Consider the following 13,875-nt stretch of genomic DNA (forward strand, 5'->3'; position numbering starts at 1 on the left):
ACGAAAAACGACCGCGAAAGCGATCGGAAAAAACGTAAAACGTGGCAGGAGTTGATTAGAAGAACGGGGGTATAGCTCAGCTGGGAGAGCGCTTGCATGGCATGCAAGAGGTCAGCGGTTCGATCCCGCTTACCTCCACCAGTCCAAAGCGAAGAGTAGTAGAGCAGGAAAACTCGCGGTAAAACGCGCAGTAAAGACAGCAAGTCGACAGCAAGTCCAAGTCCCCTTCGTCTAGAGGCCTAGGACATCACCCTTTCACGGTGAGTACAGGGGTTCGAATCCCCTAGGGGACGCCAGTTCACTGGCAGCAGTACAGAGTTTTGTAGTACCAAAGTGCAGTTGAAGTGACACAGTAGTTGAGTAAGCCGCTGCGGAGCGGTAGTTCAGTTGGTTAGAATACCGGCCTGTCACGCCGGGGGTCGCGGGTTCGAGCCCCGTCCGCTCCGCCAAAAGCGCTCTACGCAGTGCCTTTCAAGAGCTCCGTCCCTGGAGCTTTTTGCATTTATAGGGTGTAAGCCTTGTTGTTTGCAGGTTGGAACGGCAGGGATTCTGGGGGGTATAGCTCAGCTGGGAGAGCGCTTGCATGGCATGCAAGAGGTCAGCGGTTCGATCCCGCTTACCTCCACCAGTAAAGCAGTAAGTAGTACAGTAGTTCGAGCAGTTGCAGTTTCCGGTCCCCTTCGTCTAGAGGCCTAGGACATCACCCTTTCACGGTGAGTACAGGGGTTCGAATCCCCTAGGGGACGCCAGTTCGCTGGCTCGCCTACCGGATCTGCGAAGCCGTCCTGACAAGATGGTGCGCTGCCAAGTGTTGTTGTTGTAGACCGCTGCGGAGCGGTAGTTCAGTTGGTTAGAATACCGGCCTGTCACGCCGGGGGTCGCGGGTTCGAGCCCCGTCCGCTCCGCCAAGCACTTGCGTGCATCCCAGCAAGCCGCAAGATCCAGTTGTTCCGCAGGAGTCTTCCTGCACTGCGCCAGAAAGCGCCCGCCAAAAGCTCCGGATTCCGGAGCTTTTTTGCTTTTCGCGGCGACCCGCGCCGAGACGCCCGTTCCCCCTTCTCGTCCGTTTATCCTCTAGACAGGCCGCGCCGCGCAACGCATCCTGTGCGCTTGTGCCAGCCAAGCCAAGAGGCCCACGTGACCGCCAGCAACGCCGCTCCACACCCGCATCGCCAACACCTGCAACGCATCATCGCAGGCCTGAACGAAGGCATCATCCTGCTCGAGGCCGATGGCGTCATCGCCTGGGCCAACGCCAGCGCACTGGCGCTGCATGGGATCGACACACTGGAGGCGTTGGGCAACACACCCGCGGGCTACCGCAAGCGTTATGCGCTGACCTACCGCAATCACCATCGCGTTCCCGCCCGGCAGTATCCGCTGGATCGACTGGCCGCGGGCACGGCATTCGACGATTTGCTGCTGGACCTGACGCGCAAGGACGATCCCGACTTCCTGCGCAACATCCGGGCGCGGGGCCTGCTGCTGGAAGACGACGGCACGGACTATCGCGTGCTGATCCTGGACGACCAGACCGAAGCCTTCAATGCCGAACAGCGCTTCGAACGCACCTTTGCCGCCAATCCCGCGCCGGCGCTCATCTGCCGGCTGTCCGACCTGCGCTACGTGAAAGTGAACCAGGGCTTCCTGGACATGACGGGCCTGACGCGCGAGGCGGTGCTGGGCAAATCGGCCTACGAACTCGACGTGCTCGATGGCGGCGAGGACAAGGAGGACGCGGTGGCCAAGTTGAACGCGGGCCTGACCATCACCCAGCGCGAGGGCGTGCTGCGGCTGGGCGACGGCGGCGCCAGGTTCGTCATCGTCGCCGGCCAGCCGATCGACATGCAGGACGAGCCGTGCATGCTGTTCACCTTCATCGACCTGGAAAAGCGCAAGCGCGCCGAGGAAGCCCTGCAGCAGAGCGAGGAACGTTTCTCCAAGGCGTTCCGGCTGGCGCCTGTGCCGATGGCGCTGTGCGACGGCGAATCGCTGCGCGCGCTGGATATCAATGACGCGTTCGCGCAGGCCGTGGGCGTGTCGGCGCAGGACGGCGCGGGCCAGGAACTGACCACGCTCGGCCTGCGCCCGTTCGACGGCATGGCCGACAGCCTGGCGCGCGGCGAGAGCATCCGCAACCGCGAAGCCGCGCTGGCCACGCCGGACGGCGCCGTGCTGGCTTGCCTGGCGTCGGCCGAGCCGGTCATGATCGGCGGCGAGCGCCGCGTGCTGCTGGTGATGCAGGACATCTCCGAACGCAAGCGCAGCGAAACCGAGCTGCTGACCGCGATCGAGGCGGTGATGCAAGACACCTCATGGTTCAGCCGCGGCATCATCGAGAAGCTGGCGCAATTGCGCGCCCCGGCGCCGGCGGCGCGCGACGTGGCCGAGCTGGCGCAACTGACCGCGCGTGAGCGCGAGGTGCTGGGCCTGCTGTGCCAAGGCCATGACGACGACGATATCGCCCGCCAGTTGCGCCTGTCGCGCAACACGGTGCGCAATCACGTGGCCACCATCTACAGCAAGATCGGCGTGCATCGGCGCAGCGCGGCCATCGTCTGGGCCCGCGACCGCGGTATCACCGGCCATGAAAAACCCCGCCCCCGCGGCAAGTCCGGCGCGGGCTGACATCGCCCGCCCGGATTTACAAATTGAATCAAAATAATCGGGGTATCGCGCTGCACGGAGATGCCGCCGCGTTCGATTCCGTCCGCCTCCAAAAAGCGCGATTTCCAGCAAAACACCAGGCAACTCCCCGCCAAAATCCGCATTGCGCCCCAGATTGCGCAAACCCTGCGCAGGTTCTTACGATCCGCCGATCTAGCCGCCCTCCACGGGGCCGGCGAGAGCCCCGCAAGCCTTCTGGAGCCCGTTGATGCAGACCGCCTACATTCCCGTTCCCAAGCCGCCCAAGGCGCAGCCCGCGCCCGCCTGGAGCAGCGCCGCAGTGATGGCGCTCTATGCCCTGCCGTTCATGGACCTGGTATTCCGCGCCCAGCAGACGCACCGCGCCCATTTCGACCCCAACGGCATCCAGCTCTCGAGCCTGCTGTCGATCAAGACCGGCGGCTGTCCCGAGGACTGCGGCTATTGCTCGCAGTCGTCGCGCTACGACACCGGCCTGGAAGCGGAAAAGCTGATGCCGCTGGACGAGGTGCTGGCCGCGGCCCGCGCCGCGCAGGCAGGCGGGGCGCAGCGCTTTTGCATGGGCGCCGCCTGGCGCAGCCCCAAGCCGCACCACCTGGAGGCCGTGGCCGAGATGGTCAGCGCGGTCAAGGCGCTGGGGCTGGAGACCTGCGTCACACTGGGCATGCTGCGCGAAGGCCAGGCCGAACAACTCAAGGCCGCCGGCCTGGACTACTACAACCACAACCTCGACACCTCGCCCGAGTTCTACGGCAAGATCGTCACCACCCGCACTTACCAGGACCGCCTCGATACGCTGGACCGCGTGCGTGGCGCCGGCATCAACGTCTGCTGCGGCGGCATCGTCGGCATGGGCGAATCGCGCCAGGAGCGCGCCGGCCTGATCGCGCAACTGGCCAACATGGAGCCCTATCCCGAGTCGGTGCCGATCAACAACCTGATGCGGGTGGAAGGCACGCCACTGGCCGACGCCGAGCCGCTCGATCCGTTCGAGTTCGTGCGCACCATCGCCGTGGCGCGCATCACCATGCCGCGCGCCGTGGTGCGCCTCTCGGCCGGGCGCGAGGCCATGGATGAGGCCATGCAGGCGCTGTGCTTCATGGCCGGCGCCAACTCGATGTTCTACGGCGACGTGCTGCTGACCACGGGCAATCCGCGCATGGAGGCCGACCAGCGCCTGCTGCAACGCCTGGGCATGCGCATCGATGCCGGCCAGCACACGCACCAGGACCTGTCGGCGTGACGCTGACTCCGGGCCTGTCATACCTGCTGGCCAGCGTCACCTGCAGTGTCGCCGTGGCGGCGATGCTGAAGCTGGCGCGGCGCTGGCAGGTGGACGTGCGCCAGGCCATCATGGCCAACCACGCCGTGGCCGCCCTGCTCTGCTGGGCCGTGCTGCGGCCGGACCCCGTGGCGCTGCTGACACCACAGACGCCGTGGCTGGTGCTGGCGGCGCTGGGCGTGCTGCTGCCCAGCGGCTTCATGGCGATGGCGCTGGCCGTGCGCCATGCCGGCGTGGTGCGCAGCGACGCCGCGCAGCGGTTGTCGCTGTTCATCCCGCTGCTGGCGGCGTTCCTGCTGTTCGGCGAGCCGGTCAGCGGCCGCAAGCTGGGCGCCATCGCGCTGGCCTTCGCCGCCCTGTTCTGCCTGTTGCGGCGCCCCGCGCCCGAGCCCGAAGCGGCCACGCCGGCGCGCGATACGGACACGGCCGGACGCCGCGCGCTGTGGTTGTGGCCGTTGTCGGTGTGGGTGGCCTATGGCGTGGTCGACATCCTGTTCAAACAGGTGGCGCGCGCCGGCACCGGGTTCGCCGGCGGCCTGCTGCTGGCGTTCGCGCTGGCCAGCGCGCTGATGCTGGCCTACCTGCTCTGGCGCCGCGCCCGCTGGGCCCCGCGCCATCTGGCGGCCGGCGTGGCGCTGGGAGTGGTGAATTTCGGCAACATCATCACCTATATCCGCGCCCACCAGGCGCTGCCCGAGCATCCCGCGCTGGTGTTCGCGTCCATGAACATGGGCGTGATCACGCTGGGCACGCTGGTCGGAGCACTGGCGTTCCGCGAACCCCTGACGCGCCTGAACGGCGTGGGCCTGGCGCTGGCGCTGGGGGCCATCCTGCTGATGACCCCGTGGTGAGCGCCCCCGGCGCTCAGGTGCCGGTGCGAGGCTGCCGCGCCGCCTGATCCTCGGCATCGGGCTCGGCCCGCGCCGGCTCGGCCGTGGCGGTCATGGCCGCGATGGGGGGATCCACCGCGCCGGCGCCTTCCACCGGCGCCGAGGCAGGCGCGGCCGAAGGCTCGGGTTGGACCATCTCGATGCCGATGTCGTTCTCCACATCGACCCGTGGGTCCAGCACCGCGGCGGCCGGCGAACTCTGCAGCGTGTCCGGCATCGGCACGAAATGCACCGGCGCTTCCTCGACCTGATGGGCGCCGGTGACGCGCGTCGGGCGCACCTGCCACACGAGGATGAGCGCGCAGGCCGAGATGAAGACGTAATACATGCTGGGGCCGGCCAGCGACATCAGCAGGCCGGCGATCATCGGGCCGACGCAGGCGCCGACGCCGTAGGTCATGAGCAGCACCGCCGACAGGCTGACGCGGCGCTCGGATTCGACGTGGTCGTTGGCGAAGGCGGCGCCCAGCGGATACAGGGTGAACTGCAGGATGCCGAAGACGCAGGACATGGCCACCAGCGCCCAATAGGGCAAGGTCAGCCAGCCCCACATGACGGTCGGCAGCACCACCAGCAGCAACGCATTGAAGCGGATCAGGCCGGCGCGGTTGATGCGATCGGACAGCCAGCCCATGGGCCATTGCGACAGCAGCCCGGCGGTGACGGCGGCGGCCACGAACACGGCGGCCTGCGAGGTCGTCAGGCCGTGCTTGGCGCCGTACACGGCCGCCAGGCCATAGAAGGCGCCGGACAGGTTGCCGGCCACGAACAGCACTGTCATGGACAGCGGCACGCGGCGCATGAAGAAACGGATGTCGAGCGCGGCCGGCAGCGGGGTCGGCGGGTGCGAGCGCGCCGTGACGGCGATGGGCACCAGGCACAGCACCAGGCACATGGCGACCAGGGTCAATGGCCGCAGGTCGAGCGTGGCGTAGGCGGTCAGGGCCAGTTGCCCCAGCACCGTGCCCAGGCCGGACACCACCATGTAGACGGAGAACACGCGCCCGCGCTGGTGGTTTTCGGTCTGTTCGTTGAGCCAGCTTTCGATGACCATGAATTCGGTCACCATGACAATGCCCGAGATGACGCGGAACACCAGCCACAGCGGCATGGAGTCGACCAGCGTCTGCGCCAGGATCATGCTGGTGGCGACGGCGGCACAGGCAACGAAGGCGCGGATGTGGCCGACGCGGATGATGAGCTTGTGCCCCAGCCGCGCGCCGCACACCAGGCCCAGGTAATAGCCGGCGATCAGGGCGCCGATCCAGATCTCGCTGACGGACTGCGCGGTCAGCCTCAACCCCATGTAGGTGTTGAACAGACCGGTGCCGATGAGCATCAGCAGGGTCGCGAAATAGAGCGACGAGAAAGAAGAGAGGGTTGCGAGCATGGCGTCTGGCTACCTCTGCCGGGAGGTAGCGGCGCGGACCGCCAGGGCGGCCCGCGCATTGAGCGATGAAACAGGAACTGCGCGGGAAATCAGAGTTGCGACAACAGGGTCGCGGCGTCGCTGACTTCGAACTTGCCGGGGCCTTCGACGTTCAATTGCTTGACCACGCCGTCGACGATCAGGGCCGAATAGCGCTGCGAGCGCACGCCCATGCCGCGCTGGATCAGGTCCAGCTCCAGGCCCAGGGCCTTGGTCCAGAGGGCGGAACCGTCGGCCAGCATGCGGACCTTGCCGCCGGTCTTCTGTTCGCGGCCCCAGGCGCCCATGACGAAGGCGTCGTTGACGGACACGCACCAGATCTCATCGACGCCCTTGGCCTTCAGGGCGGCGGCCTGCTCGACGTAGCCGGGCAGGTGCTTGGCCGAGCAGGTCGGCGTGAACGCGCCAGGCAGCGCGAACAGGGCGATGGTCTTGCCGCGGGTCAGGTCGGTGACCTGGAAGGCGTTGGGGCCGAGCGAGCAGCCTTCGCTTTCGGTTTCGATGAATTCGGTCAGGGTGCCATCAGGCACGCGATCGCCGACTTTGATGCTCATGGGGAAATCTCCAGTGTTGGGGGTGTTGCATTGGGGCGGAGGTGCCCCACAGCCCTCATCATAGTTCGTGTCTGTTGCGCTTGCTGGCCCGCCGGACAGATCGGGAAAAAAACCCGCACAGTCTGAAACGACTCCACACGCGGGGCGGCGCGGGGTTCGTTGCCATAATGTGGGCGTGTTCAATGCCCGCGCGCGATGGCCGCGCGCGGGCGCTTTGCGGAGACAAACCGATGCGCAAGATGCTGATCGGCCTGGCCCTTACGATGGCCGTGGCCGCCCCGGCCTGGGCCGCGCCCGACGCGGCCGAGCAGGCCCAGTTCGAATCCTTCGTGGTGGCCGCGGGCGCCTCCAACGGCGCGGCCCGTTCGTGCGGGGCGTCCGAACCCGACCTGGCGCAGCACCAGGCGACCTCGCGCAAGAACCTGGAGCGGTATGCCAAGGAATACGGGTTTTCGGCGGCGGGGTATGACGGGCTCTATCAGAAGGGGTTGGCGGATGGGACGCGGATGATGGAGGAGATGAAGCGGTCCGGCGTCGACGGGTGCCGGGGGGTGCTGGGGAGTTTTCAGAATGAGCGGGTGATTTCTTATGAGGACATGAAGGCGGCGTTGGCTGAGGTTAGTGATGGGTTGCCGGGGGAGAGTGCGGAGAAGTGATCGCTTTTTTGTGAGTGGGGGTTTGGGTTCTTGAGCCGCCCGGCGGGACGGCGCAGGCGGAGGGCGGGGCTACGATTGCGGTCCGGAGCGTTCGCTCCGGACTGCCCCGTCCTCAACCTCGTTGCCGCCTGCGGCGGCTGCCTACGGTTTCCGTCGGGCGCATCTACACGCCCCGCCCTCCGCCTGCGCCGTCCCGCCGGGCTCATGATGTCTTGGTGCCCGCGGTGCTGGGGCGAATGGGGTGCTTGGCGTGGTTGGCCACGTCAACGGGGGTGGGAGGAGTTTGCGGGGCCCGCCAAAAGGCGGCCGCGCGGGCGGCCTTTTTTGGCTTACGCGGGGTCTTGCAGGCCAGGATGAACGCTGCGCGCGTGGGCAGGCTTGGCTTTGAAGCTTGTGGAATTGGCTTTGGAGCTTTTGGGCGCCTGGCTTTGAAACTGCGTCGCGCGTTCACGTTCCCGTGCGACATGAAGGGTCGCGGCGCTTGACCTGTATCTCCCTCGTGCCGCGCCCTCCCCCCCGCGCGCAGCGCCGCTCTCACGACGCACAGCTAAAGCGTACGCCGGGACCGGCTGCCCGCGCAGCCGGTCCCGGCGGGCGACGCAAGATCTCTCCCCTCACCCCGCCCGAGCGGCCTCACCTATGCAGATGTCGGTAGCGCCTGGCGTCGGCCGGGCAGGCGGGGCGCAACCTCGATGCGCCCGAGGGAATCTGAAGGCCGTCGCCGAAGGCGACAACGAAGATGACGAGGGGGAAGTCCGGAGCGAAGGCTCCGGACCGCAATCGTGGGCGCGCCCCGCCTGCCCGGCCGACGCCAGGGGCGGCCTACGAAGAACGCCCTTCTCGCCCCGAAGAAACACTCACCTCAAGTCCCCAACCCATTCTGCTTGAACCAGTCCAGCATCCTCTGCCAAGCCTGCTCCGCCTCGGCCTTGCGGTAACTCGGCCGATAGTCGGCGTGGAAGGCGTGGGGGGCTTCGGGGTAGACGTCGATGCGGGAGGCCTTGGCGGCGGCGGGGCCCTTGGCGAGTTCGATGCGCATCTTGTCGACGTCGGTCTGGGGGATGCCGGCGTCCTTGCCGCCGTAGGCGCCCAGGACCGGGGCCTTGAGGTCGTTGACCAGGCTCAGGACCGATCGGGGCTTGAGTTCGCTCGGGTCGCCGCCCAACTGGCCGTACCAGGCGGCGCCGGCCTTGAGCTTGGGGTTGTGGGCGGCGTAGAGCCAGACTTGGCGGCCGCCCCAGCAGAAGCCGAGAATGCCGAGCTTGTCGTCGCTGCCGCCGTGGGCGGCGGCCCAGGCGACGGTGGCGTCGAGATCATCCCGCACCTGCTTGTCGGGCACCTTGCTGATGATCTCGGCCTGCAGCTTGGGGATGTCGGTGTATTTGGACGGGTCGCCCTGGCGCGCGAACAGCTCGGGCGCGATGGCCAGGTAGCCCAGGTGCGCCAGGCGGCGGCAGACGTCCTGGATGTATTCGTGCACGCCGAAGATCTCGGACACCACCAGCAGCGTCGGCAGGTTCTTCTTGCCGGCGGGCGCGGCGCGGTAGGCGGGCATCTTGCCATCGGCGGTGGGGATGTCCACCTTGCCGGCGGTCAGGCCGCTGGCGTCGGTCTTGATGGCGGTCTGCGCGACGGCGGGGCCGGCGGCCAGCGAGAAGCCGGCGGCGACGGTGGTGGCGATGAAGCCACGGCGGTCCAGCTTGAGGGGCGGCAGCAGGCTGTCGAAATGCGCGTCCTGGTCTTTCATCATGCATCTCCGGGCAAGGGACGGCCGCCGGACGCGGCCGCGTCCTGGCGAACCGCCGGGGTTCACTTCAGGGAGAAGTCCACGCGCGAGGGCAGGCCCTCGTCCTTGATGCCATCGGCGTCCAGTTGCGGGGCAACGATGAACACGCGATCCGCGAGTCCTTCCTGGGCTTGCAGCTTCTCATACACCGCTTGCGCGCGCGCGTCGGCCAGTTGGCGCAACTGTTCGTCGCCCACCGGGGCCGCGGCGCGCAGCATCTCCTCCATCTGTTGCGGCGGCACCGACTTGGCCATGCCGATGAAATTGCGCGGCTTGTCCGTGAGGTCGGTGTCGTCGTAGACCTTTTCCAGGTACTTGGCGCGCTCGGCGCCCGAGACCTCGACGCCGGCCGGGTTCGGCTTCTTGCCGCGCGGGGCGACGTCGCGGGCCTTGGCCAGGCGGATCTGGGCGTCGACCCAGGCCTGGCGCAGGCCGTCCAGGTCGGTCTTGGGATCGGCGCGGCCGCTCAGGTCCATCTTGAGCGCGGGGCGATCGACCAGCGCCTTGGTCAGGGTGTCGATGCGCTGCAGCGTGTCATCGGTGAGCGCGGCGCTGCCGGGCGCGAATTCCACGTACGACAGTTCCTCGCCGCCGCCAAAGGCCGACGCCAGCAGGCTGAAGGGCGAGGTGACGGCCTTGACCACCAGGTTCAGCAGCACCCGCACGACGATGCCGCCGACCGAGAACTCGGGGTCGTCGAGCGACCCGGAGATCGGCAGGTTGATGTCGATGTTGCCGCGCGAGTCCTTCAGCAGGGCCACGGCCAGCAGCACCGGCAGCTTGGTGGCGTCGGGGCTGTTGGTCTTGTCGCCGAAGGTGAGCTGGTTCAGCACCACGTGGTTGGTGGCCAGCAGCGCGCGGTCCTTGATCTTGTATTCCAGGTCCACCGACAGCTTGCCGCGCTTGATCGGGTAGCCGACGTACTTGGCCGAGTAGGTGTTGAAGCGCGGCAGGTCAACGCCCTTGGCCGAGGCCTTCAGGTCAAGCGACAGGTACTTGGCGAACGGCTGCACCACGCCGCTGATCGACAGGGGCGCGGTGGTGTAGACGCGGCCGGTGACCTTGACCTTGGCGGGCTGCGGGTTGGTGGACGACACGGCCGTGATGGAACCGTCGATGCTGGACAGCTCGGCCACGTAGTTGGGCTTGACGAAGCGGTCGGTAAAGGTCATGCGGCCGCGCGTCAGCGTGACGCTGTTGAGCGAGATGTCGGGCATGCCCCCGCCCTTGGCCGCCGGCGCCGGCGGTTCGGCGCGCCGACCGGGGGTCTGCGTGTCCTGGGTGATGGAGCCGCCGGCCTGGCCGGGCGCGGCCACCAGGTCCATGACGTTCAGGCGGCCCTGGGCATTGAGCAGGATGCGGCCATAGAAGTCGTCAAGCGCGATGTCGCCCAGGCCGGCGACGATCTTCTCGCCCGCCACCGAGACGTTCATGCCGGACAGGCCCAGGCGCTTCCAATTGAGGAAGTCGTCCTTGTTGACGCGGTCCTGCAGGTCGACGTCGGTGATATCGACCCCGCCCTTCCAGCCGGCCTTCATCGGCGCGCTGCCGTTGGCGGCCGCGAATTCGGCGTCGCCCTTGGCGCCCAGCGTGATGGCGCGCACGGTGGCGTTCAGGCTGGAGGCGAAGTACGGCGCGAACGAGGCGACGTTCAGGCCGGACAGGTCGACCGACGTCTTGACGCTGAGCGGCTGCGGCGTGAAGGCGCCCTTCAGGTCGAGCTTGCCGCCGCCCTGGATGCCGGCCGCGGCCAGCGTGAAATTACTGGCGCCCGGGCCCATGGCCAGGCGGTCGGCGGTGACGACCAGTTGCTGCAGCGCGACGTCGAGCGCGGGATTCAGGGTTTCGTCGCGCGCCTTGAACTGGGCCAGCTCGGCGCGCACGCCCGTGGCGGACGCATCGATGACGCCGTTCCTGTCCAGCACATGCACCTGCGCGGTCAGCCCGAGGCGGCCGTCCTGCAGCAGGATCGGCGACAGGCTGCGCACGGCCGGCGCGAACGGCGCCAGCGCGACGTTGCCCATGCGCAGCGCCAGCTCCAGCGACAGCGGTTGCAGCACCAGCGGGCCCTTGGCGCGGATCCAGCCGCCATCGGTGCTGTTGTCCACGGTCAGCCAGAGATTGATGGGTTCGCCCTTGACCTGCGGCAGCGCCACGCCCTCGACGGTGACGGCCAGGCCGGTCAGGGTGTAGTCGAGCTTGCTGATGGCGTCGGTGACGTAGAGCTCGCCTTCGTGGATGTTGAAGGCGTCCAGCGTCACCTTCCATTCGGCGGGGGCGGCGGGCTTGGGCGGGGCGTCGGCGGCGGGTGGCGCGTCGGAAGTGGCGGCCGCGGGCGAGGCGTCGTTGGGCGTGGAGGCGGCGGCCGGGGCCGCGGGCGCCGGGCTGCTGGCGGCGGCCTGGGCGGCCTGGGCGGCGGCCGCAGGGGCAGGCTTGGCGGCCTGGGCGGGATCGGTCGCGGCCGGCTTGGCGGCGGTCATCGCGGCGGCTTGGGCCGCCGGCGCCGGGCCGCCCAACTGCTTGAGCTTGTCGACCACGTCCTGCCAGTTCAGGTGCTGGTTGCTGTAACGGCGCGCGTACACCTGCGGCGCCCACAGGTCGACGCTGCCCACGTAGACCTGGCGCGCGATCGGTTCGAGTTCGAGGCGGGTGACGGTCAGCGCGCTCCAGGCCGCCAGGCTCTCGCCGGCGCTGTCGCGCAGGTCGAACTGGCGCAGGCCCAGGTCGCCGACCACGCGGATCTTGGGCGGCGCGTCCTTGGGCTGCTCGAACACGACCTGCAGGTTCGAGTCGAGCAACGCGCGTTCGAGCTTGAACGGCAGCGGCATGGGCCAGACGTCGGCCCATTTTTCCAGTTGCAGGCCGCTGAAGGCCACCCGCAGCGTCGACGATGGCACCTTGTCGAAAGGCCGCGCCACGCCAGTCAGGTCGAACGGGCTGCCGTTGATGCGCAGGTGCAGGCGCGGCTGCACGTCGATGTCGGTGGCATAGCCGAAGGTCGAGATGAACGGCACGCCGATGGCCAATTCGTCCACCACCTGTTTGCGGCCGGTGACTTTGTCATCGAGCGTGATGACGCCGCCCTCGATCACCATGTTGTTCAGCGAAAAGCGCGGCAGGCCTTCATCGGCCTTGGGCGGCTCGTCCGGCTTGGGCGCCGTCATCTCGGCCACGCGCTGCTGCACGTCGGAGAAGTTGAAGCGGGTGACATCCTCGCGCACGATCGACAGCGTCGGCGAGCGCAGGGTGAAGCGGTCGACCACCGGCGCGAACCAGAACAGCGAGGTCCAGGCGGCGCTGACGTCCAGTTCCGAGGCCGTGAACAGGGGCGTCTGCGAGCCGGGCTGCGCCACGGCGAGATCCTGCGCGCGCACGGTCAGGGTGAAGGGATTGAAGGTGATCTTGCCGACGGCGACGTCGCGGCCCAGCATCTTGGCCACGTCCTGGGTCAGCACGTTGTGCAGCACCTTGGGCACCTGCCAGGCGGCGATGCCACAGAGAATCAGCGCCGTGACCACGACGCCCAAGAGGATCTTGCCTAAGCGGCGGGTGAACCGGAACTTGGGCATCCGCAAGGGCATTGTGCGTCTCCTGGTACGAATCGAAGGTCATTATCGCGTCCTTCGAGCAAATTGGGGGGCTTTTTGCAACGCGCCATCGCGGCCGCGGCGCCACAAGCGCAAATGCCCCCGCAGGGGCACGAAAGCACGCAAGCCACGGTCAGCGCGGCATCCCTGCGCGGCCTGAAAGCAGGTCCACGGGCGCGGCGCCCAGGCCAAGAAGGCCGCGCTTATCTTTCCTCAAAGCGCGGCGGCTGGCGGCTCGTCTATCATAGGCGCATCAGCGGCCCGCCACGGCCTGCCGGGACCGCTCTTTTCAATCATTAACAATTCTCGATCCCGATTCCCATGTCCACGCCCGCCCCCACCTTGAGCCACCTGGATGAAGCCGGCCAGGTCCGCATGGTCGACGTCATCGGCAAGACCGACACCGAACGCGTCGCCATCGCCACCGCCAGCGTCCGCATGAACGCGGTGGCCTACGGCCTGCTGACGCAGCCCGGCCAGGGCAAGGGCGAAGTGCTCAACACCGCGCGCGTCGCCGCCATCCTGGCGGCCAAGCGCTGCGCAGAGCTCATCCCCTTGTGCCACAGCCTGCCGCTGTCGTTCGTCGGCGTCGAATTCGCGCTGGACGACGCGGCGCACCGCATCGACATCCTGGCCACCTGCCGCACCAGCTACAAGACCGGCGTCGAAATGGAAGCCATGACCGCATGCAGCGTCGCCGCGCTCACCATCTACGACATGTGCAAGGCGGCCGACAAGGGCATCGTGATCGAACAAGTTCGCCTGAAGTACAAGGCGGGAGGTAAAAGCGGTGAATGGCGCAACGATTAATCTTCTGTACTTCGCCCGCGTGGCCGAACTGGTCGGCAAGCGCTCCGAAGCCTGGCCGGTCGACGGCGAGTCCACCGGCGCGCAGTTGCTGGCCGCGCTTGGCGAACGCTATCCGCAACTGGCCCCGGCCGGCCGCCTGAAGCTGGCCATCAACCAGACCCACGCCAAGCCGTCGGCGCCGATCCGCGCGGGCGACGAGGTGGCGGTGTTCGAACCCGTCACCGGAGGCTGAGCG

General features: G+C 67.7%; 10 protein-coding genes and 6 tRNA genes. 12 read left to right on the forward strand and 4 right to left on the reverse strand.

Going from position 1 to position 13,875, the window contains the following annotated elements:
* Window positions 1–65 precede the first annotated feature (65 nt).
* From ACUDCK_RS22615 to ACUDCK_RS22655, 9 genes are all read left to right on the forward strand, one after another.
* Window positions 66–141: transfer RNA gene (locus ACUDCK_RS22615), tRNA-Ala, on the forward strand.
* 79 nt (window positions 142–220) lie between these two features.
* Window positions 221–296 (forward strand) — tRNA-Glu (locus ACUDCK_RS22620).
* A gap of 76 nt (window positions 297–372) precedes the next feature.
* A tRNA-Asp gene (locus tag ACUDCK_RS22625) sits at window positions 373–449 on the forward strand.
* 103 nt (window positions 450–552) lie between these two features.
* Window positions 553–628, forward strand: a tRNA-Ala gene (locus ACUDCK_RS22630).
* A gap of 45 nt (window positions 629–673) precedes the next feature.
* Window positions 674–749, forward strand: a tRNA-Glu gene (locus ACUDCK_RS22635).
* Window positions 750–831: 82 nt separating this feature from the next.
* Window positions 832–908, forward strand: a tRNA-Asp gene (locus tag ACUDCK_RS22640).
* A gap of 229 nt (window positions 909–1,137) precedes the next feature.
* Window positions 1,138–2,628: a helix-turn-helix transcriptional regulator gene (locus tag ACUDCK_RS22645; RefSeq protein ID WP_064522670.1), complete on the forward strand. Its 1,491-nt coding sequence runs from the start codon at window positions 1,138–1,140 to the stop codon at window positions 2,626–2,628.
* Between the two features lie 247 nt (window positions 2,629–2,875).
* On the forward strand, window positions 2,876–3,889 hold the full coding sequence (gene bioB, locus ACUDCK_RS22650; protein ID WP_054500971.1) for a biotin synthase BioB: 1,014 nt from the start codon (window positions 2,876–2,878) through the stop codon (window positions 3,887–3,889).
* Window positions 3,890–3,891: 2 nt separating this feature from the next.
* Window positions 3,892–4,779 (forward strand): EamA family transporter, encoded by an 888-nt coding sequence (locus ACUDCK_RS22655; RefSeq protein WP_175142685.1) that lies wholly within the window; start codon window positions 3,892–3,894, stop codon window positions 4,777–4,779.
* A gap of 13 nt (window positions 4,780–4,792) precedes the next feature.
* Here the strand turns inward: ACUDCK_RS22655 and ACUDCK_RS22660 are convergent, their stop codons facing one another.
* Complete coding sequence (locus ACUDCK_RS22660; protein WP_064522671.1) at window positions 4,793–6,208, reverse strand: MFS transporter; 1,416 nt, start codon at window positions 6,206–6,208, stop codon at window positions 4,793–4,795.
* Window positions 6,209–6,297: 89 nt separating this feature from the next.
* A complete protein-coding gene (locus ACUDCK_RS22665) occupies window positions 6,298–6,801 on the reverse strand; it encodes a peroxiredoxin (RefSeq protein WP_175167505.1) in 504 nt (167 codons plus the stop codon).
* Between the two features lie 230 nt (window positions 6,802–7,031).
* Here ACUDCK_RS22665 and ACUDCK_RS22670 point away from each other — a divergent pair, with 230 nt between their 5' ends.
* On the forward strand, window positions 7,032–7,457 hold the full coding sequence (locus ACUDCK_RS22670; protein WP_054500969.1) for a hypothetical protein: 426 nt from the start codon (window positions 7,032–7,034) through the stop codon (window positions 7,455–7,457).
* A gap of 862 nt (window positions 7,458–8,319) precedes the next feature.
* On the opposite strand, the gene ACUDCK_RS22675 is transcribed toward ACUDCK_RS22670, so the two are convergent.
* Window positions 8,320–9,204 carry a dienelactone hydrolase family protein gene (locus ACUDCK_RS22675; protein WP_144655705.1) on the reverse strand — a complete coding sequence of 295 codons (885 nt, stop codon included), beginning with the start codon at window positions 9,202–9,204 and terminating at the stop codon, window positions 8,320–8,322.
* Between the two features lie 62 nt (window positions 9,205–9,266).
* Window positions 9,267–12,824, reverse strand: coding sequence for a DUF748 domain-containing protein (locus ACUDCK_RS22680; protein WP_175167504.1), 3,558 nt, complete (start codon window positions 12,822–12,824; stop codon window positions 9,267–9,269).
* A 327-nt stretch (window positions 12,825–13,151) separates the two neighbouring features.
* Between ACUDCK_RS22680 and moaC the strand changes: the two genes are divergently transcribed.
* Both moaC and ACUDCK_RS22690 read left to right on the forward strand, forming a co-directional pair.
* Window positions 13,152–13,640 carry a cyclic pyranopterin monophosphate synthase MoaC gene (moaC, locus tag ACUDCK_RS22685; protein WP_049075645.1) on the forward strand — a complete coding sequence of 163 codons (489 nt, stop codon included), beginning with the start codon at window positions 13,152–13,154 and terminating at the stop codon, window positions 13,638–13,640.
* The gene (locus ACUDCK_RS22690) at window positions 13,621–13,872 is read left to right on the forward strand and encodes a MoaD/ThiS family protein (RefSeq protein ID WP_006386671.1); all 252 of its coding nucleotides are present in this window, start codon (window positions 13,621–13,623) and stop codon (window positions 13,870–13,872) included. Before moaC ends, ACUDCK_RS22690 begins: the two co-directional genes overlap by 20 nt.
* Window positions 13,873–13,875 lie beyond the last annotated feature (3 nt).

It is taken from the genome of Achromobacter sp. CF-sbj1-Ac2-l (assembly GCF_052698165.1).

What these genes read in the sequence shown, in the direction of transcription:
- bioB (WP_054500971.1), top strand. Translation starts at nt 2,876, where the DNA reads ATGCAGACCGCCTACATTCCCGTTCCCAAGCCGCCCAAGGCGCAGCCC.
- ACUDCK_RS22660 (WP_064522671.1), bottom strand. Translation starts at nt 6,208, where the DNA reads ATGCTCGCAACCCTCTCTTCTTTCTCGTCGCTCTATTTCGCGACCCTG.
- ACUDCK_RS22665 (WP_175167505.1), bottom strand. Translation starts at nt 6,801, where the DNA reads ATGAGCATCAAAGTCGGCGATCGCGTGCCTGATGGCACCCTGACCGAA.
- ACUDCK_RS22670 (WP_054500969.1), top strand. Translation starts at nt 7,032, where the DNA reads ATGCGCAAGATGCTGATCGGCCTGGCCCTTACGATGGCCGTGGCCGCC.
- ACUDCK_RS22675 (WP_144655705.1), bottom strand. Translation starts at nt 9,204, where the DNA reads ATGAAAGACCAGGACGCGCATTTCGACAGCCTGCTGCCGCCCCTCAAG.
- ACUDCK_RS22680 (WP_175167504.1), bottom strand. Translation starts at nt 12,824, where the DNA reads ATGCCCTTGCGGATGCCCAAGTTCCGGTTCACCCGCCGCTTAGGCAAG.
- moaC (WP_049075645.1), top strand. Translation starts at nt 13,152, where the DNA reads ATGTCCACGCCCGCCCCCACCTTGAGCCACCTGGATGAAGCCGGCCAG.